The organism is Pseudomonas sp. GW456-E7 (assembly GCF_059424105.1).
In genome coordinates, this window is record NZ_JBWKZB010000015.1 from 105,264 (window position 1) to 123,727 (window position 18,464).

Below are 18,464 nucleotides of genomic sequence, written 5' to 3' on the forward strand. Positions count from 1 at the left end.
GAAGATGTTGAATGGTACATCGCTTTCGCGAGCAAGCCCGCTCCCACAGGGGATCTCCGGTAGCCCGCCAGAATCAGCTATACCTCTATGAAACGAATCGCGCCCGGGATGCTCGAAACAAACGGGTGCCATTTACCGGGATAGAGCCAGCCGATGCAGTTTCTAGCGGATAGCCACGGGTGTGCCGGGTGGAACGGCGAAATGGCCGGGCGCATTCGTGCGTTCGACTGGAGCCAGACCGAGCTTGGCCCGCTCGACTCATGGTCCAGGAGCCTGAGCAGCGCGGTGCAGTTGATGCTCGCCTCGCCGCTGCCGATGGTGATGCTCTGGGGCCAGTCCGGGTACATGATCTATAACGACGCTTATTCCAAGTTTGCCGGTGGGCGTCATCCGTACCTGCTCGGCTCCGCCGTGGAACTGGGTTGGCCCGAGGTCGCCGAATTCAATCGCCACGTGGTCGACACCTGCCTGGCGGGCGGCACCTTGTCCTTTCGCAACAAGGAACTGGTGCTGCTGCGCGACGGGGTTCCGGAAGATGTCTGGATGGACCTCTACTACAGCCCGGTAGCCGACGATGACGGACGCCCGGCCGGGGTCATGGCCATGGTGGTGGAAACCACGGAGCGGGTGATCTCCGAACATCGGCGACAGGCGGCTGAAGACGCCTACCGCGCCGACAACGAACGGGTGCGCCTGGCGCTGAACGCCGGTGCATTGCTCGGCTCCTTTGTCTGGGACATCAAGGCCAACGTGCTGTCGGGCGATGAGCGTTTCGCCCGCACGTTTTCCTATCCCCTCGGGCAAGACCTGGAAAACCTGTCCCAGGAAATCGCAGAAAGCCGCATCCATCCAGATGACCGCAGCTGGGTCCGGGAACGCGTCAGATTGTCGGTGGAGACGGGCGAGCCCTATAACGTCGAATACCGGATCCTGCGTCCCGACGGCAGTTACCTCTGGATACTCGCCAGTGGCTGTTGCGAGTTCAATGAACAGGGCGAGGCGTTTCGTTTCCCCGGCGTGCTGATCGACATCCACGAACGCAAGACCGCCGAAGAGTCCCTGCTCAAGTTCACCCGCAACCTGGAGCAGCGGGTGGCCGATGAGGTCGAGGCACGGCTGGCGGCGGAAGATCAATTGCGCCAGTCACAGAAGCTGGAAGCCATCGGCGGCCTTACTGGCGGTGTGGCCCATGACTTCAATAACCTGCTGCAAGTGATCGCCGGCAACCTGCACTTGCTGGCGCGCCATGAGCGGGGTAACGCCAATGTGCAGCGTCGGGTCTCGGCGTCGATTGCCGCCGTCGAGCGCGGTGCCAAGCTGTCTTCGCAATTGCTGGCGTTCGCCCGCCGTCAACCGTTGTCGCCCGCGGTCTTCACATTGCGGCAGATTTTCGATGGCCTGGCGGAGTTGTTGCTGCGTGCCCTGGGTGAAACCCTTCAGGTTCACATGACGGCCCCCGAGGATTCCTGGAATGTGTTTGTTGATCGCAACCAATTGGAAAACGCCATTCTCAATCTGGCGATCAATGCCCGTGACGCCCTTCAAGGTGAGGGCAGGATTGACCTGTGCGCGGAAAACCTCGTCCTCGATCACAAGTTTTGCGCCGGTAGGGGCATTGCCCCGGGGGACTATGTGCGGGTGTCCGTGACGGATACCGGCGTCGGCATGCCGCCACAGGTGCTGGCTCAGGTGTTCGAGCCATTCTTCACCACCAAGGCCGACGGACAGGGCACCGGATTGGGCTTGAGCATGGTGTTTGGCTTCGTCAAGCAGAGTGGCGGTCATATCGAAATCGCCAGTGACGTGGGACGGGGGACCCGGGTGCAGTTGTACTTTCCGCGCACCTTGCGCGCGGTACCCAGTGAAACGCCGGGCCCCGATATGCCGCAACGGGGCGGGCACGAACGCATCCTGGTGGTCGAGGACAATGAGGCTGTGAGAGTGTCGGCGGTGGAGTTGTTGGGTGAGGAGGGTTATCAAGTCCTCACGGCTACCAACGCAGACGTCGCCATGCAAATGTTGCTGGAAGGGGTGACGGTGGACCTGATATTCACCGACGTGGTCATGCCCGGCCTGATCAAGAGTTCGGACCTGGCGGCCTGGGCGAAAGTGCAGGAGCCGCCGGTGGCGGTGCTGTTCACTTCGGGGCATACCCGCGACATCATCTCGCGCAATCACCAGCTGAGTCCGGATACTCATTTGCTCAGCAAACCCTATAGTCCTGAAGCGTTGACGCAAATGGTGCGGACAGTTCTTGGTGGCTGACAACATTTCCGCAGGCGGCCTGTCTTTTGGTGACTGTGTACATATCCATTGCTGCGGTAACGGCGGCTTATGGTTTCGCCCTTACGGCGAGTCCCTTTTGTCAAACGACACAAAAGGAACCAAAAAGTCTCGCCCCTTACGTACGGCCCCTCGCCTAGGCTCGGGGTTCCTTCGCTCCGGTATTCATCCGGGGGCATTGCCCTCCGGTCGGCTTCGCTTCGACCTACATGCAATGAGTTCGACTGCGTCGAACGGCGCTGCGCGCCCATCCCCGGATGAACACCTCCGCTCAGCCTGCCGAGGGGGCGGGTGGATCAAGATCAAGAGCGGCAGGCGAGCTAACGCTCGGCCTGTTGAGTGGTGGGTTGTACACGGGCGGCCTTATGGCTGACTTATCTCTTTCGACTAAACACATTCCCCCCTGTAGGAGCTGCCGAAGGCTGCGATCTTTTGATCTTGATCTTCCGCCCCCTTCGACATGGTCAAAAATCAAAATCAAAAGATCGCAGCCTTCGGCAGCTCCTACAGGGAGTACCAGGTCGGCCGGTAGGCACCTGTGGGCTTGCCCGCGAAGGTGGAGTGTCAGGCAGCAATGGTGTTGGATGTTTCCTCGCTTTCATGAGCAAATCAGCTTCTACAATGTGCATGGATGGCACAGTTACTTGCTCGGATGGGCGGCCTGGAGTTTTTTCGCCATTTTCAGGTGTTTTTCCAGTGCCGGCAGCATTTTTTGCGCAAAGCCCTTGAGCTCGGTGGCGCCCTTGACCCGGTCGTCCGTCACCGTATTGGCTTCCTTCTTGAACAGGTCGATGGTTTCTTCATGGGCCTTGACCTGGTTGTCGGCATAGGCCGCGTCGAAGGATTCGTCGCGCATGTCGAGGATTTTTTCCTTGGCTTGCTTGGTCAGCGTCGTGCTGTCCGGCACTTCGATGTCGAATTTTTTCGCCAGGGCGGCCAGTTCATCGTTGGCCTTGGAATGATCGGTAATCATCATGTTGGCGAATTTCTTGACGTCGGCAGATGCACTTTTTTCCAGGGCCAGCCGGCTGGTCTCGACTTCGGCGATGCCGCCGGCGGCCGCTTTGTCGACAAAGTCATTGGAAGTGGCAGCCAGGGCACTGCCCATGCAGCTGCTCATTGCAATAACCAGGGCCAGGTGACGCACGATGAGTGAGTCCATTGGTGATTCTCCGCACAGGTTTTCAAAGGTGATCGAGTGATCGTTAACCGGTGGAGGCGGCGGCGCAGGCAAAGGTTTTATCGCATTTGCGAAAGGACGACGAACGGGCACCGCTGGTCTGACAGATGGTCGACAGAACGGGCCAACCGAGGCCATTCTGATAGTTGGTGAACGCAATCAGTCGGCGTTTGCTACCGATTAACAAACGGAGGTGTTCCATGCCGGTGCCCCATGACCTTTTTCAGGATCTGAGTTGCACAAAGGAAGAAATCCAGCAGAAACGCACCAAGGATCCGTTACTGGATTCACTGATCAACAAGTATTCCCTGGCTGATGCCGAAGTGGTGAAAGCGGAGGAGGCCAAATCCAGCGATGATGCGGTGACGAAGCTCAAGGCGAAGCGCTTGGAGGTCAAGGACAAGATCGTCAAACAACTCCAGTTGCGGTCCTGATCCAGCGTGCCTGACACCGACGATCGGTGACTGGAAAGTTGGAACGGCCACCAGAACCGGCACCTCGAATGCTCAGAGACCGATATCACGGCTCTCAACGAGGTGCCTCATGACCCAGCCCAAATATCCCAGTGAACAACAGGGTGGCTACGACCCGATACCCACTCATCCCGAACCGCTGAGCCCCGAACACACCACGGTCAATCCCGAGGAAGAGCCGGGCATTGATGAATGGCCGGAGGATGAAGGTGTCGACATCGATCCAGAGTGAACACCGTCCCCTGTGGGAGCGAGCTTGCTCCGGGCGGCGTTCCGACGATAGCGGTGGGTCAGTCGATATAAATGCCGACTGGTCGGGCGCCATCGCGAGCAAGCTCGCTCCCACATTGGTGCTTGGTTGAACTCAACAGATCATTGCAACGCCTTGCTCAAAGGCAACCGCGCCATGTTCTGCGCCTTCAGTGAACCGAAATACAACCAGTCCCCATACTCGCGCACCGTGGTGATCGGTGAGTAGTTGTCGCTGCTGCCGTCCTGCAGGTTGGCGATCACCTTGCCTTCAAGGTCCAGGCCCAGGGCGAACCCGCGCTTTTCCACGGGTTTGGGCAGGACGGTCATGGCTCGCACGATCATCTTGCGCACGAACGGATGCGCCGCCGTGCCATCGAGCAGGGCGTTTCGGGGGGCATACAGCGCCACCCAGAACCGGTCGTGACCATTGAACGACAGGTTGTCCGGCAGGCCCGGCAGGTTGTCGATGAACAGGTCTTGGGTGCCGGCCTTGGGGCCGCTGAGCCAATAGCGGCTGATGCGGTAGGCGCCGGTTTCATTGACCAGCACGTAGGCATCGTCCGGTCCCAGGGCCACGCCGTTGGCAAACTCCAGCTTGTCCAGCACAACCGACGTTTTGCCGGTCTGGAAGTCGTAGCGCAGCAATCGACCGTCACCACCGTGTTCGAGCACGGCTTCACCGTCGTGGCCATAACCGAAGCGGCTCGAAGCATCGCTGAAATAAGCGTAGTGGCCGGGTTTGTCGATGACCACATCGTCGGTAAAACCGAAGGGAACGCCACCGGCTTCTGTGGTCAAGGCCACCAGGCGACCCTGGGCGTCGAGGGACAACAAACCCTTGACGGCATCGGCGATCACCAGCAGACCATTGGGATGCCGGGCCAGGCCCAATGGCCGGCCACCGGTGTCGGCCAGGACTTTGGTGGTCTTGCCATCCAGGCTGGTGCGGATCAGGCGCCCATCGTGCAGGCCGGTGATCAGCGTGTCGTTTTCCAGCAGCAGGGCTTCCGGCCCGTCGATGTCGGCGGCACCGACGCGCTCCATGCCTTTGAGGCGCTGATTGTCGGCGTAGATACCGCTGGAGAGGGACGGCGCGGGTTGTGGCGCCCAGGCCACCGGTCGCACCTTGGTCGGCATCAGCAGCAGGAAGGCGCCGATGACGATGATGACCAGCAGCAGGCATTTGAGGATTCTGCTCACGCGTTGACTCCGGTTGCCACCAGGTATTTCTGCGCCATCTCGCGCAACGCTTGCATCGACGCCGCCGATTCCCGGTCGATGCGCCGCTTGAGCAATAACCGGTTGGCAATCCGCATCGCCAGACCGCTGAACCGGTATTCCAGGGTGCGGACGAAACGTGTGTCTTGGCCTTCGGCTTCGCATTCGTAGGTCACCACCAGCGACAGGCCATGGTCACCCTGGGCACGTGCGCTCCAGCGCTGACCGGGCAGGTACTGCGCCACTTCCCAGCTCAAGTGTCCTTCACGACCGCCGGCGCGGATGTCCTCCTCGAAACGTGCGCCGGCATGCAATGGACCTTTGGGTCCATCGATATGCAGCGACGACGGGTGCCATTGCGGCCAAAGGGTCACGGTGCTGGCGTAGGCCAATACGTCGGTCGGGTGTCCGGCAATGACAATCTGATGCTGCATGCGGGTCATGGGCGTTCTCGTCGGGTTGAGCGGCGCAGGTTCCGGCTCCCAATAGAGGGTGCCGAACAGGTAGTCCATCAGCGGGAAAACGATGTTGAAATTGCGCTCCTGCATCCGTTCGCGGCGGTGGTGCAGTTCGTGCAGCCGGCGCATCTGACGGATCCACGGCAGCCGTGTGAGTGGATTGTGCGACGGCAGATGCTCGCAGGCATGGAAGACTTCATAAGCCAGGTAGCCGAGGACAAGAACGCCGCCGACCAGTCCGGCGACGTTGGTATCGATGTGCTTGAGCAGCCACCAGAGGGGCAGGGCCACGGCGAGCGTGTGAAGTACGATCAGCCAGGCCGGAAACAGGATCACCCGCCAGTCGCGGGCGCTGTCGTAGGTCATGTGGCCAGGGGTGAAAAAACTGTGGTGGTCGCCAGCGTGACGGGCATAAAACAGCCGGGCGAAGCGCTTTTTGTGATGCCCCAGGTGGCGATGCACCATGTACACGCCGAGGTTGAACACTAGCAGCGTGACGGGCACCGCAAGCCATTGCGCCGGCTGTACCTGATGCACGTTGCTCCAGAAAGCGCTGATCGCCAGCGCCCCGAACAACAGGACAAAAGCGCCGTGCAGCCAAGGGTTGTAGAGCGGATGAATGGCGGCGCGGTAACGGCTGCGGAACCCTTCGGTGGTCTGCCTCACTGCAATCACCTGTCGTTATTGTTATCTCCTGCAGATTAGTCGATTCCGCTGTTTTGGCGGGGCGAACCTTGAGGACACAACGGCCATGATCCGGTGCAAACCGGTCTCAGGTCAGCGGGTCCCAGCGTTGCGACCAGTCTTCGTCGGAATCGATCACCTCGCGCAGCAGGTCGAAGGCGCGTTGCAGCGTCGGCGAGTCACGATCGCGGGAGTAGACCAGATAGGTCGGGTAGCTGAACTCCGGAGCCTTGGGCACCCGTTCCAGGGCGCCGCTATCGAGATAACTCTGCACGACACGGGTGCGGAAGTAACCGCTACCGCCGTTTTCAAGAAGGTACTGCAAGCCCAGCGGACCAAGATTGAAACTCAGCGCAGCCTTGGCTTTTTCCGGCAGGGCGGCATCGTGCTGGCGCCGGAACTCGGCGCCCCAATCGATGTACACATAAGGATCGGGCCTGTCGGCCAGGCGCACGAGAATCAGTTTTTCTTCGAGCACCTGCTCGACCTGCAAGCGCGGCCAATACTCGGGCTGATACACCAGCGCAGCATCCAGAACGCCCAACTCCAGTTGGCGCAGGAGGTTTTCTCCGTCATGGATTTCCATGCGCAGGGCGTGGCTGGGAATGTGCTTGCGGATTTCGCCGGCCCAGCCGAGCATCAGCGGGTTACACAGGCTCACCTCGCCACCGATATGCAGCACATCGCGATACCCCTCGGGCAAGGGCAGATCACGCCGCGCGGCTTCCCAGGTTTGCACCAGTTGGTTGGCGTACACCACGAACGCTTCACCGTTGGGCGTCAGGCGAGCACCGGCACGATTGCGCACGAACAGGGTACTGCCCAGTTGGCTCTCGAGTTTCTGCACCCGCGCGGTGATCGCGGTCTGGGTGACATGGAGCTTTTGCGCGGCGGCAGCCAGGCTGCCATGGCGGACGATTTCGAGGAAAGTGCGGGCGAGGTCGATGTCCATGGGGCGGCCGGTGTTGGGAGTGTGGCCATTGTAAGAGCACCACCGAACCTGTGGCGAGCGAGCTTGCTCGCGTTGGGGCGCGAAGCGGCCCTTTAGACCCTCTCAAACATAGCGGGGCGTCGGATTGACGACTGCTTCGCAGCCGAACGGGGCGATGCGGCGATCCGACAAGCCCCCTCGCCACAGGTCAGTGGCGTGCAGGCAAAAACGACGAATCCCGCCACTAAGGGCGGGATTCGTTTGCAGCAGGCACGCTCCCGAAGGCCGGGAGCCAGGTGCTTACGACGGGAACAGCTCGGACAGTTTCATGGCCAGCATCATGTCGCCTTCAGCGCGCAGTTTGCCGCCCATGAACGCTTGCATGCCGTCGGTCGAACCGTCAACGATGCCTTCCAGGGTTTCGCCGTCCATCACCAGAGTCACCTGGGCGTCCGGGTTCTCGCCTTCCTGCAGTTCGCAGGTTTGGTCTTTGACGATCAGCGAGAAGTTCTTGGTGTCGTCGATGCGGAAACCGAAGACCAGGTCCAGACCGGCAGCAGCGGCTGGGTTGAACTTGGCTTTCATTGCTTGTACGGCGTCTGCTACGGAGGTCATGGTTCGATCCTTTCTTGGGTAATAAGAGCAGGGTGATTACTGCCAGGGTCACAATAGTCCGGACTCAGCGAAACGTGATGAGTTCCGGGGCCTTCAACAGCTGCAGGTGCGCATGACTGTTGAAGGAAGCCAGCGACACCTCGCGACCACGAAACTTAAGCTGGTTGAGCGAGGTGTTGACGATTTGCCAGTTCAATTCAAAGGCCTGCCGGGCAGGCATTTGGGTAATCAGGTGGAGCAGGGCGGTGATGGTGCCGCCGGAGGTGAATACGGCGATTTTCTGGGTGTTGTCGGCCTGGTCGAGGATGCGATGCAAGCCGCCCCGCACCCGCTCGACAAACCCCAGCCAGCTTTCCAGGCCTGGTGTGTCGTAGGTGCCGGCGAGCCAGCGTTCGATGATCAGGGCGAAGATGCGCTGGAACTCGCCACGGTTCTGCGCGGCGTTGCGCAAGATGTTCAGGGCTTCGGGTTCGTCCGGCAACATGGCCGGCAACAGCGCGCGGATCACCGCGTCGGCGTCGAATTCGTTGAAGGCGGGGTCGGTTTCCAGCAGCGGCACCGGCAGGCCCACCGCGGCGAATTGTTCCAGCGCGCTGTTGGCCGTGTGCTGCTGGCGGCGCAGATCCCCTGCCAGGCAGCGGTCGAAGCTGATCCCGAGTTCGGCCAGGTGCCGGCCAAGGATTTCCGCCTGACGAATGCCGGTCGGCGACAGGACGTCGTAGTCGTCTGCACCGAAGGAGGCCTGGCCATGTCGAATCAAATAGATACTGCCCACGTCCGCGTCATCCCGGTACGTTGAAGGTTTGGCGAGGTTATGAGGATGGCGGTGAGCTGTCAATGAAAAAACATACGCTTGTTTGAAATGCTCGTTACAGGCCTGTTGCCAGAGGTTTCACGGCTGGTCGCAAGGTCGGCGCATGGGTATGCTGGAGGTATCCCGCGCGCGTTCAAGCCGCGCATCGTTTGAGGAGTCCCCGTGGAGTTTTTTTCCGAGTACGCCATTTTTCTGGCCAAGACCGTGACCCTGGTGATCGCCATTCTGGTGGTCCTGGCCAGTTTTGCGGCCCTGCGCAGCAAGGGGCGGCGCAAGTCGTCCGGACAGTTACAGGTCAGCAAGCTCAATGATTTCTACAAAGGGCTGCGCGAGCGCCTGGAGCAAACCTTGCTCGACAAGGACCAGCTCAAGGCCCTGCGCAAGACCCAGGCCAAGACCGACAAGAAGCAGAAGAAAAAAACCGAGGTCAAACCCCGGGTGTTCGTGCTCGATTTCAACGGCGATATCAAGGCTTCGGCCACCGAGAGCCTGCGCCACGAAATCACGGCCTTGCTGACCCTCGCCACACCCAAGGACGAAGTGGTCCTGCGCCTGGAAAGCGGCGGCGGCATGGTTCACAGCTACGGCCTGGCCTCCTCGCAACTGGCGCGTATCCGCGAAGCCGGCGTGCCCCTGACCGTGTGCATCGACAAGGTTGCGGCCAGCGGTGGCTACATGATGGCGTGCATCGGCCAGAAAATCATCAGCGCACCGTTCGCGATCCTCGGCTCGATTGGCGTGGTGGCGCAGTTGCCCAACGTCAATCGCTTGCTGAAAAAGCACGACATCGACTTCGAAGTGCTGACCGCCGGTGAATACAAACGTACCCTGACCGTGTTTGGCGAAAACACCGAGAAGGGCCGGGAGAAGTTCCAGCAAGACCTGGACATCACCCATCAACTGTTCAAGAACTTCGTCTCGCGCTACCGTCCGCAACTGGCGATCGATGAAGTGGCCACCGGCGAAATCTGGCTCGGCGTCGCGGCGCTGGACAAGCACCTGGTCGACGAGCTCAAGACCAGCGATGAATACCTCGCCGAGCGCGCCAGCAAGTCCGAGCTCTATCATTTGCATTACGCCGAACGCAAAAGCCTGCCGGAGCGCATCGGCATGGCCGCCAGCGGCTCGGTCGATCGCGTGCTGTTGAGTTGGTGGAGCCGTTTGACCCAGCAACGTTTCTGGTAACGAGCCAGGAAATTTTGCCAAACATCCAGCCGGGGCATTTGCCCCGGTTTTTTTTGGTGTTTTCACTGGTTTGGAGGGCACGTCATTTTCAGCGTGGGCACGGTCCCTGTAGGAGCTGGCCTGCCAGCGATGGTCGTTAACGATAACGCGTATGAACGGGATAAACGCGGTGCACTTGAGTCCATCGCCAGCAGGCTGGCTCCTACAGGTTTGCGGGAACCTTTTTTTGCCTGCGAACGCATGCCCGATGTCTTCCACGGTACGGCGAAATCTCTGTAGTCGGCAGGCGACCGTTCCTGCTTTCGGCAACGCGGTGGCTGGGTATGTTGGTGTTCCAAAAATAATTGCCATGGAATGCACATGAATGACCTTCAGACACCGCTAAATCCCCAGCCTGCGCCGCTGCGCGAAACACTGCAGTCTGTGGTGAGCACGGCTTTACCGCAGTCTCCCGAGCAGTTCGGTGCCCAGTTGATCAAGGAAAAATGGGGGCAAGACATCGACCCGCACACCGCACTGTTGGTCACCCTGGATTACCGCTACCGCGGGCACCCGCCGCAGGACGGCATCGAGCAAGGTCAGGTGGCGAGCACCCAAACCCTGGTCCAGGCGTTGCTGGAGAACTACCAGACCGTCGGCGACGGGCGCTTCGCCGAAAGCGCGTTTGGCTTGTACACACCGCCCGATGTCGGCCCGTCCATTCGCATCGTGGAGCATGTCGATGAATTCGCCGACCACGGCAATGGCAACCACCATACCTACGAAGGCATCTATCGCCAAACCACGCCCCAGGTGTATGGACCGGCAACGCAAATTGCCCTCAGGCCGGCGGCGTTCAAACAGTGGGTGTGGGAGCTGGATTTGCAAACCCGCTATCAGGCTTACCTTGATCGTGCCTGGCCCTCTGACAAGCGAATCGTCCAGGCGCAGCCTTACGACCTGAGAACCTCGGCCAAGGCCGCCTTTATCATGAGCGCCTGCCTGCAACACCAGGAGGGCAGCTTGAGTCAGGAAGGCCTGGCCCTGGCCATGCAGGCCGCCGGCTTGCCAGCGGGGCAGGCGTGGAGTGCGTTGACCCTCGATCAGCTACAGGCGCCGACGCGTGTCGGCGCGCCGATCGAGGCCGGTCGGCTGACGATCTATCGCTACACGTCGGACGATATCTGGTGTTATTGCCACCGTCACAGCGGCAGGGTCCTGCTGAATATCCCGGGCAACTCCTCACCCTTGCATGAATTCACCGACTGGCGACACCTGCGCCAATGGATCGTGGCCCAGGGGCAGGTGCCGGCCACACGCCAGGCGCTGCTCGCGCATTTTGCCGAGAACGATCGGGAAGACGGCACCTTCCATGCGGGCGTGTCGACCGCGTTGGAAGGCATGGCGGTTTACCCGAACGAACACTGGCTGAAAAGGAGCGCCGGGCTCTTCAACGACGACGGTTTCTGGGACCCGCAGGATTACATCGATCTTGAGCGAGCTCACTCCGACACCGATCCGTTCGCGCAACTGGTGCTGACCATGAAGCAGGCCTCGATGGCCAGCGTCAAAACCATCCGTGACGATGCCCAGGTCAATCGCGACAACCTGAGCGCGGTGGTGGAACCCCTGGTGCGCTGGATCAACCGGCTGGGGCCATTGGCATTGTTCATTCCGGGAGGCGAGGGTGTCCTCGTGCTGGCCGGCCTGATCGACGCCGGTTATGGCCTTGATCAGGCCATCAACGGCAAGACACCGGAGCAGCGCTCCGAGGGCGTGTCGCGCACCGTGTTCGGCTTGCTCAATGCGCTCCCGCTGGTCGGGGCCGTGGTGGCACTCAAGGGCGAAGAAAGAATCGCCGGAACCCTGCACGAGTCTGGGGAACCCGCGAGCGAGCCGCATCCCGGAACGCCGGCCAAGCCCGTAGCCGGATCGGTTGCGGCGCCGTTGTCGACTCGCATAGCGCTGTTGCGTGAGGTGTGCGCACCCCATGCTGCCTTCACTGATGAGGTACTGGAGCAGATCGCCCGGATCAGCACGGTCGACGACGATATGCTGCGCCTGATGCAGGCAGGTCGCCCGCCAACGCCGCTGCTGGCCGATACCATCACACGCTTCAAGCTCGATCAGGAACTCGAAGGCGTCACCGATGCGCAAGCACGGGCCGGATTGTTCAACACCCGCTATCAGGCGCTCCAGCACTCGGAGCAGGAATGGGTTCGCCTGTTTCAGCGCGAATACCCAGGATTGCCGAAAGGCGCCGTGGAGCAAATCCTCGACCGGTCGGGAGTCGACATCCATCGGCCCTTCGACGCTGACGAGGCGCTGCAATTGCTCAAGCGGCTGGACAACAAATCGCGGGACTACCAACAGCATGTGCGACTCAACCGGGCCTATGAAGGCTTGTACTTGCGTTCGGTCCGGCACCCCGACACCGATGTCCTGGCACTGCACTCCCTGCAGCGCCTGCCTGACTGGCCGCAAGGCCTGCGCATCGAGGTGCTCGACGGGGCAATCAGCGGCCGTGTCCTCGACCGCTGCGGTCCGCTCGATTCCACGGATTGCCGGCGTTTGATCAAGGTCGGTGAGCGCTATCGATACACCGCGGTGGCGACTACCGATGGCGAGGGTTCGGACCTGTTTACCGCGCTGGTCGACCTCTTGTCCGTGGAGGAACGTACGGCGATGTCGCTTCACTCGCCGGATGCTGCGAGCGCGTTGCGGTTGCGCATTGGCGGTCATGCCTTGGCCCGTTCCGAGTTGATACTCGGCTTGTATCGAATGGATTCGCGGTTGCCTTTCGAAACCGGGGGATTGCGCGGTGGCGGCTTCCCGAACACGCCACAGGCCGCAGCGCTGACCCACGGAGTCATGCGTCTGCAGATCAAGGATCTGTATCCGCATTTCACCGATGCCCAGGCGGATGAGTTGCTGTTTAACGCGGGTGCCGGGGCTCAGGCACTGGTGGATCGCCTGATAGCACAGATGCAGCAGTTGCATGCCGATCTGCGCCAGTGGATCGACCAGTCCGTGCTGGATGCCGATGACATGGACATCGATTTTCTGTCCGTTGGCGATGATGAAGCACAGGGAATGACCCTGGGGCAGGTGGCGGCGCACAATGTCCAACTGCTGCAAACCGTGATCGATTACGAGCGTGAAACTCGAACCGAGCTGGGCGATGAACTGATGAGCATCTGGCAAAAATGCCCGCCCCGGATCAATAGCGTGATGTCGGGTGAGGCGTTCTCCGGGTACAGGCTGGACCTGGCTTTCGAGGACTACCATCGGTTGCCGACGATGAACGTACGCTTCAATGAGGTCGTCGAGTTATCGATGCAGGCCTTGCACCTGGTCGAGCGCGAGAGTCTGAGCGCCTTTCTCGAAAGTTTTCCAAACTTGCGTTCCCTGAACCTGGAGCGTGTCGACCTGCGTCTACTCAACGCCGACGGCGTACTGGAAGGTGTGTTGCCTCCAGCGATTCGGCAAATGACCCGTCTCAATACGCTGAACCTGAGTAACACTTTGCTGAAGTTTCAGGAGAACACGGCGGCACAGTTTAGTGATCTGGTGAGCTTGCAAACGCTGGACCTGAGTGACAACCCTTTGACCGTTCCGCCTGTTGTCCTGGGGCTCAATGAGTTGCGTGTATTGAACCTGAGAAACACCGGGATCAGCCGTTGTCCGATAGGCATCACCGATCAGCCGTACTTCACCTCGCTTGACTTGCGAGACAACCGCATCAGCCGGGTTCCCCAATCGATACTGAATCAGGCGGTCTCCCGGGACCGGGTGAAACTGTGGGGTAATCCGCTGACGGATGAAGACACCTTGCTGCGCCTGGTCGATCATCGCGAGCGTACCGGCATCAATCTGTGGCTGAGTGAACCGGGTGCCGATTACGGCAGTGCGACGCCCTGGCTGGAGGAGGGTGATGAAGGCGTGCGCGAGGCGCGGCAACAGATCTGGCAACGACTGGCCGTCAAGCCATCGGGCAGTACGTTGCTGCGGGTCATGGATGGATTGCGCCTGACGGCGGATTTCCAGGTCGGCTATCTGTCGCTGCAGGCGCGTGTGTGGCGCTTGCTGCACGAAGCGGATACGTCAGAGGAGTTGTGGGACTGGTTGCGCCAGAGTATCGAAACCCGGGTTGGCGATGCGGAAAACCCGTTCAGGATGTTCGCGGTGCTGGAAGATCAAGCTCGCCTGTACCGCGACTGGGTCGCCATGGGGCGGCCGATTCCGCTGGCGGATCATCCGGTGTTCTAGCGTGAAAGATAAAGCCCCTTGAACCCCGGGGCCGGGGTTCAAGGGGTGACGGTCAGCGGCGACGGAACAGCGGCAGCGGTTCGTCGGTCGCGGCCTGATAGGTCACCGAGAAGTCCTTGAGACCTTCAAGGGCTTCGTGCGGATCCTTGTCCGGGCGAATGGCGAAGGCGTCGAAACCACAGCGATGCATGTAGAACAACTGGTCACGCAGCACGTCGCCAATGGCCCGCAATTCACCCTTGAAGCCGTAGCGGTCACGCAGCAGGCGGGCGTTGGAGTAGTTGCGGCCATCGGTGAATGCCGGGAAGTTCAGGGCAATGACCTGGAACTGCGCGACGTCTTCACCGATCTCCTCGGCTTCTTCATCGGCATCCAGCCAGATGCCCAGGCCGCCGTCGCGGGCCAGGAGCATACGGCTGTGTTCGCGCCACAACTGCAAGGGGACGATGTAGTCGTCGCAGTTGGTGATCTCGTCGATGCTGAAGTCCTTGGGCAGCAGGTGCCAGGTCTCGTCGACGACCTCGTTGTTCTTAATGATTCGCTGCATAGACACGCTCCTTGAAGAGGTCGATACCAATACGCTGATAGGTGTCGATGAAGCGTTCGTCTTCGGTACGTTGTTCGATGTACACGTCGATCAGCTTTTCGATCACGTCAGGCATGGCTTCCTGGGCAAAGGACGGGCCGAGGATCTTGCCCAGGCTGGCGTCACGGCTGGCGCTGCCGCCGAGGGAAACCTGATAGAACTCTTCGCCTTTCTTGTCCACCCCGAGGATGCCGATGTGGCCCACGTGGTGGTGGCCGCAAGCGTTCATGCAACCGGAGATGTTCAGGTCCAGCTCGCCGATGTCGAACAGGTAGTCCAGGTCGTCGAAACGACGCTGGATCGATTCGGCGATCGGGATCGACTTGGCGTTGGCCAGGGAGCAGAAGTCGCCACCCGGGCAGCAGATGATGTCGGTCAGCAAGCCGATGTTCGGCGTGGCGAAGCCTTGCTCGCGCAGCTCGCCCCACAGGACGAACAGCTTGTCCTGCTCGACGTCGGCCAGAATGATGTTCTGCTCGTGGGAGGTACGCAGTTGACCGAAGCTGTAACGCTCGGCCAGGTCGGCCACGGCGTCGAGCTGTTTGTCGGTGATGTCGCCCGGTGCAACGCCGGTAGGCTTGAGGGACAAGGTCACGGCCACGTAGCCCGGTTTCTTGTGGGCCAGGGTGTTGCGTGCGCGCCAGCGGGCGAAGCCCGGGTGCTGCAGGTCGAGCTCGGCCAGGGCGGCGGACTGGTTGTCCAGCGCCTTGTAGTCCGGGTCGACGAAATGTTTGGCGACGCGCTGCACTTCGGCTTCGGTCAGCGTGGTCTGGCCACCGCGCAGGTGCTCCATTTCCGCGTCGACTTTCTGTGCGAAGACTTCAGGCGTCAGCGCTTTCACCAGGATCTTGATCCGCGCCTTGTACTTGTTGTCGCGACGGCCATAGCGGTTGTAGACCCGCAGGATGGCGTCGAGGTAGCTCAACAGGTCTTGCCATGGCAGGAATTCATTGATGAATGCCCCCACCACCGGCGTACGGCCCAGGCCACCACCGACCAGCACACGGAAACCCAGTTCGCCAGCGGCGTTATGCACCGGCTCAAGGCCGATGTCATGGACTTCGATGGCGGCGCGGTCGGAAGTCGAACCGTTGACGGCGATCTTGAACTTGCGCGGAAGGTAGGCGAATTCCGGGTGGAACGTCGTCCACTGGCGCACGATCTCGCACCATGGGCGCGGGTCGATCAGTTCGTCGGCGGCGACACCGGCAAACTGGTCGGTGGTGACGTTGCGCAGGCAGTTGCCGCTGGTCTGGATCGCGTGCATCTGCACGGTGGCCAGTTCAGCGAGAATGTCCGGAATGTCTTCCACGGCCGGCCAGTTGAACTGCACGTTCTGCCGGGTACTGATGTGGGCGTAGCCCTTGTCGTAGTCCCGGGCGATCTTGGCCATCATTCGCATTTGCCGCGAAGTCAGTTGGCCGTAAGGCACGGCGACTCGCAACATCGGTGCGAAACGCTGGATATAAAGGCCATTTTGCAGGCGCAGGGGGCGGAATTCCTCTTCGCTCAGCTCGCCTGCCAGATAGCGTCGGGTCTGATCACGGAACTGCTTGACGCGGTCCTCGATGATCCGCTGATCGTATTCGTCGTATACGTACATATAAGTCCTGTTCTCAGGCTTGGGCCGGTCGGAAACAGCGGCGTTTTTTGGCTGGCTGGCGTCCGATAAAACCTCGGCAATTCTGCGCGCACGGCCGCGCACTCCCTACGGAGCCGGGGCAAGATACCAGTTTGCAGTTATGCGTAAAAGTGATGTTTGAGCATATGTAAAGAACCAAATCGCCTAATGAGAATCGTTGTTGCAAAGACCCTGTTTGTGATGCGGGCAATCGTCGTCTTTACTCTGCTCGAGTCTTTATGCAATCACCGATAAAACCGACAAGAGGCGATGCAATGAGCAACCCAACCAAAGCACGGAAAAGCGATAGCACCGTAGATGCCTGGGCAATCTTGTTCCTGATCATCCTGGTCGTGGGGACGGCGGTTTTCTGGGTCAGCCACCAATAAACGACCCGTCCGGGCCCGGTTCCGACGATTGTCCGACAAAAACCGGAAAAATCGCCGTTTTACGGACACTCGCTGGCTATAATGCGCGGCGAATTTCCGGGGGCTCGGACGACCAATGTTGAAGTTTCTGTATGGCGTATTGCTGACGCTGGGCATGGTCGTGGGACCTTGTGCCCAAGCGGCGTCAGTGCTGTTCCTGAATCCGGGAACCCCAACGGAAGCGTTCTGGGCGAGTTACTCGCAGTTCATGCAGGCTGCGGCGACGGACCTGGGGATGGACTTGCGTATCCAGTATTCCGACCGCGTCTCCGAAAACACCATCCGCCAGGCTCGTGAAGCCCTTCAGGGCGACCATCGTCCCGACTACCTGGTCTTCGTCAACGAGCAATACATCGCCCCCGAGGTCCTGCGGCTGGCCAAAGGCAGCGGGGTGAAGCTGTTCATGGTCAACAATGCCCTGACGGCGGATCAGATGAAACTGATTGGCGCGCGGCCTGACAAGTATCCCGATTTGCTCGGTAGCCTGGTGCCCAATGACGAGGAGGGCGGCTACCTGATGCTCAAGGAACTGATCCGGCAGCACGGCCCGGTGGCCCCCGGCCAGACGATTGAACTGCTGGCCTTTTCCGGTTTGAAGGTCACCCCGTCCGCGCAATATCGCGAGAAAGGCCTGCGGCGTGCCTTGGCCGAGCACCCCGAAGTGCGTTTGCGCCAACTGGTGTACGGCGGCTGGACCCGGCAACGCGCCTACGAGCAGGCCAGGTTGTTGTTCAAGCGCTACCCGCAGACGTCGCTGGTCTGGGCCGCGAACGACGAGATGGCGTTCGGTGTGATGCAGGCGTATGTCGAGGCCGGCGGGGAGCCAGGCAAAGGCGTGCTGTTCGGCGCGATCAACAATTCACCCGAGGCGTTGCAGGCACTGCTGGACCGTCGCCTGAGTGTATTGTTGGGCGGGCACTTCAGTCTGGGTGGCTGGGCGCTGGTGCAATTGCATGACTACGATGAAGGCGTGGACATCAGCCAGTACGGTGGCCGTGACCGGCAGATTCCGTTGCTGCAACTGATCGACCGGGCACAGGCCAGGCGACTGCTGGCGATAGGGGCCACGCAGGACTTCGGTGTGGATTTTCACAAACTCTCGGCCAAGGGCCGTCCCGCGTCCTGGCGTTACCCGTTCACCCTGCAAACCCTGATGCACTGAGCCGCGTCAAACCCCGGTCAGGAGTAGCACCAGCTTGACGATGCCGAACAGCGTCAAGGCGAACACCACTGTGAACAGGATCCCCAGAATCACGAAATGACTGGGCTTGCCGTGCGTGAAATCGCGGGCCCGGTTCTTCCCGCTCTGCACCCCGAACGCCGCCGCCATGACGCTGTGCAGCATTTGCCAGAAGCTCGGCGGCTTGTTGTCGGCCGGATCGTCCATAAAACCCTCGCCACGAATGTGTGTGAGGCAAGCATAGACAATACACATCAAAAGATCGCAGCCTGCGGCAGCTCCTACAGGGTTATATATTCCCTTGTAGG

The 18,464-nt window shown here is 60.5% G+C and carries 16 protein-coding genes; 6 read left to right on the top strand and 10 right to left on the bottom strand.

Annotation, left to right across the window (positions count from 1 at the left end):
- The first annotated feature begins 153 nt into the window (after window positions 1-153).
- Window positions 154-2,265, top strand: a complete 2,112-nt coding sequence (locus tag AC07YV_RS12525) for a hybrid sensor histidine kinase/response regulator (RefSeq protein ID WP_102699690.1) — start codon at window positions 154-156, stop codon at window positions 2,263-2,265.
- Window positions 2,266-2,923: 658 nt separating this feature from the next.
- Here AC07YV_RS12525 and AC07YV_RS12530 read toward each other — a convergent pair.
- Window positions 2,924-3,445: a DUF4142 domain-containing protein gene (locus AC07YV_RS12530; RefSeq protein ID WP_102699689.1), complete on the bottom strand. Its 522-nt coding sequence runs from the start codon at window positions 3,443-3,445 to the stop codon at window positions 2,924-2,926.
- 43 nt (window positions 3,446-3,488) lie between these two features.
- Window positions 3,489-3,665, bottom strand: coding sequence for a hypothetical protein (locus AC07YV_RS12535; RefSeq protein ID WP_158248440.1), 177 nt, complete (start codon window positions 3,663-3,665; stop codon window positions 3,489-3,491).
- Here AC07YV_RS12535 and AC07YV_RS12540 point away from each other — a divergent pair.
- Together AC07YV_RS12540 and AC07YV_RS12545 are read left to right on the top strand one after the other, a co-directional pair.
- Window positions 3,664-3,897: a DUF465 domain-containing protein gene (locus AC07YV_RS12540; RefSeq protein ID WP_095966813.1), complete on the top strand. Its 234-nt coding sequence runs from the start codon at window positions 3,664-3,666 to the stop codon at window positions 3,895-3,897. The genes AC07YV_RS12535 and AC07YV_RS12540 overlap by 2 nt on opposite strands.
- Window positions 3,898-4,006: 109 nt before the next feature.
- The gene (locus tag AC07YV_RS12545; RefSeq protein ID WP_167399505.1) at window positions 4,007-4,168 is read left to right on the top strand and encodes a hypothetical protein; all 162 of its coding nucleotides are present in this window, start codon (window positions 4,007-4,009) and stop codon (window positions 4,166-4,168) included.
- Window positions 4,169-4,308: 140 nt separating this feature from the next.
- Here AC07YV_RS12545 and AC07YV_RS12550 read toward each other — a convergent pair whose 3' ends face one another.
- The 5 genes from AC07YV_RS12550 to AC07YV_RS12570 form a co-directional block, all read right to left on the bottom strand.
- On the bottom strand, window positions 4,309-5,388 hold the full coding sequence (locus AC07YV_RS12550) for an SMP-30/gluconolactonase/LRE family protein (RefSeq protein WP_102699688.1): 1,080 nt from the start codon (window positions 5,386-5,388) through the stop codon (window positions 4,309-4,311).
- Window positions 5,385-6,530, bottom strand: coding sequence for a sterol desaturase/SRPBCC family protein (locus AC07YV_RS12555; RefSeq protein WP_102699687.1), 1,146 nt, complete (start codon window positions 6,528-6,530; stop codon window positions 5,385-5,387). Before AC07YV_RS12555 ends, AC07YV_RS12550 begins: the two co-directional genes overlap by 4 nt.
- A gap of 106 nt (window positions 6,531-6,636) precedes the next feature.
- Window positions 6,637-7,500, bottom strand: a complete 864-nt coding sequence (locus tag AC07YV_RS12560; RefSeq protein WP_102699686.1) for a LysR family transcriptional regulator — start codon at window positions 7,498-7,500, stop codon at window positions 6,637-6,639.
- 279 nt (window positions 7,501-7,779) lie between these two features.
- Window positions 7,780-8,094 carry an SCP2 sterol-binding domain-containing protein gene (locus AC07YV_RS12565; RefSeq protein WP_015094878.1) on the bottom strand — a complete coding sequence of 105 codons (315 nt, stop codon included), beginning with the start codon at window positions 8,092-8,094 and terminating at the stop codon, window positions 7,780-7,782.
- A gap of 64 nt (window positions 8,095-8,158) precedes the next feature.
- The gene (locus AC07YV_RS12570; RefSeq protein WP_102699685.1) at window positions 8,159-8,869 is read right to left on the bottom strand and encodes a histidine phosphatase family protein; all 711 of its coding nucleotides are present in this window, start codon (window positions 8,867-8,869) and stop codon (window positions 8,159-8,161) included.
- A gap of 201 nt (window positions 8,870-9,070) precedes the next feature.
- On the opposite strand from AC07YV_RS12570, the gene sohB reads away from it, so the two are divergent.
- Together sohB and AC07YV_RS12580 are read left to right on the top strand one after the other, a co-directional pair.
- Entirely contained in the window at window positions 9,071-10,093 is a 1,023-nt protein-coding gene (sohB, locus tag AC07YV_RS12575) for a protease SohB (RefSeq protein ID WP_007976507.1), read from the top strand.
- Window positions 10,094-10,453: 360 nt separating this feature from the next.
- Window positions 10,454-14,341, top strand: coding sequence for a dermonecrotic toxin domain-containing protein (locus AC07YV_RS12580; RefSeq protein ID WP_102699684.1), 3,888 nt, complete (start codon window positions 10,454-10,456; stop codon window positions 14,339-14,341).
- A gap of 52 nt (window positions 14,342-14,393) precedes the next feature.
- Here AC07YV_RS12580 and AC07YV_RS12585 read toward each other — a convergent pair whose 3' ends face one another.
- Together AC07YV_RS12585 and AC07YV_RS12590 are read right to left on the bottom strand one after the other, a co-directional pair.
- Window positions 14,394-14,888: a DUF934 domain-containing protein gene (locus tag AC07YV_RS12585; RefSeq protein WP_007976503.1), complete on the bottom strand. Its 495-nt coding sequence runs from the start codon at window positions 14,886-14,888 to the stop codon at window positions 14,394-14,396.
- On the bottom strand, window positions 14,872-16,530 hold the full coding sequence (locus AC07YV_RS12590) for a nitrite/sulfite reductase (RefSeq protein ID WP_102699683.1): 1,659 nt from the start codon (window positions 16,528-16,530) through the stop codon (window positions 14,872-14,874). The genes AC07YV_RS12585 and AC07YV_RS12590 overlap by 17 nt, the downstream gene beginning before the upstream one ends.
- Window positions 16,531-17,052: 522 nt before the next feature.
- On the opposite strand from AC07YV_RS12590, the gene AC07YV_RS12595 reads away from it, so the two are divergent.
- A complete protein-coding gene (locus AC07YV_RS12595) occupies window positions 17,053-18,138 on the top strand; it encodes an ABC transporter substrate-binding protein (protein ID WP_102699682.1) in 1,086 nt (361 codons plus the stop codon).
- 6 nt (window positions 18,139-18,144) lie between these two features.
- On the opposite strand, the gene AC07YV_RS12600 is transcribed toward AC07YV_RS12595, so the two are convergent.
- Entirely contained in the window at window positions 18,145-18,363 is a 219-nt protein-coding gene (locus tag AC07YV_RS12600; RefSeq protein WP_102699681.1) for a DUF2970 domain-containing protein, read from the bottom strand.
- Between the last annotated feature and the right edge of the window lie 101 nt (window positions 18,364-18,464).

Excerpts from the sequence above, each read along its gene's own strand:
- AC07YV_RS12525 (WP_102699690.1), top strand. The coding sequence starts at position 154 with ATGCAGTTTCTAGCGGATAGCCACGGGTGTGCCGGGTGGAACGGCGAA.
- AC07YV_RS12530 (WP_102699689.1), bottom strand. The coding sequence starts at position 3,445 with ATGGACTCACTCATCGTGCGTCACCTGGCCCTGGTTATTGCAATGAGC.
- AC07YV_RS12540 (WP_095966813.1), top strand. The coding sequence starts at position 3,664 with ATGCCGGTGCCCCATGACCTTTTTCAGGATCTGAGTTGCACAAAGGAA.
- AC07YV_RS12535 (WP_158248440.1), bottom strand. The coding sequence starts at position 3,665 with ATGGAACACCTCCGTTTGTTAATCGGTAGCAAACGCCGACTGATTGCG.
- AC07YV_RS12545 (WP_167399505.1), top strand. The coding sequence starts at position 4,007 with ATGACCCAGCCCAAATATCCCAGTGAACAACAGGGTGGCTACGACCCG.
- AC07YV_RS12560 (WP_102699686.1), bottom strand. The coding sequence starts at position 7,500 with ATGGACATCGACCTCGCCCGCACTTTCCTCGAAATCGTCCGCCATGGC.
- AC07YV_RS12565 (WP_015094878.1), bottom strand. The coding sequence starts at position 8,094 with ATGACCTCCGTAGCAGACGCCGTACAAGCAATGAAAGCCAAGTTCAAC.
- AC07YV_RS12580 (WP_102699684.1), top strand. The coding sequence starts at position 10,454 with ATGAATGACCTTCAGACACCGCTAAATCCCCAGCCTGCGCCGCTGCGC.
- AC07YV_RS12585 (WP_007976503.1), bottom strand. The coding sequence starts at position 14,888 with ATGCAGCGAATCATTAAGAACAACGAGGTCGTCGACGAGACCTGGCAC.
- AC07YV_RS12590 (WP_102699683.1), bottom strand. The coding sequence starts at position 16,530 with ATGTACGTATACGACGAATACGATCAGCGGATCATCGAGGACCGCGTC.
- AC07YV_RS12595 (WP_102699682.1), top strand. The coding sequence starts at position 17,053 with ATGTTGAAGTTTCTGTATGGCGTATTGCTGACGCTGGGCATGGTCGTG.
- AC07YV_RS12600 (WP_102699681.1), bottom strand. The coding sequence starts at position 18,363 with ATGGACGATCCGGCCGACAACAAGCCGCCGAGCTTCTGGCAAATGCTG.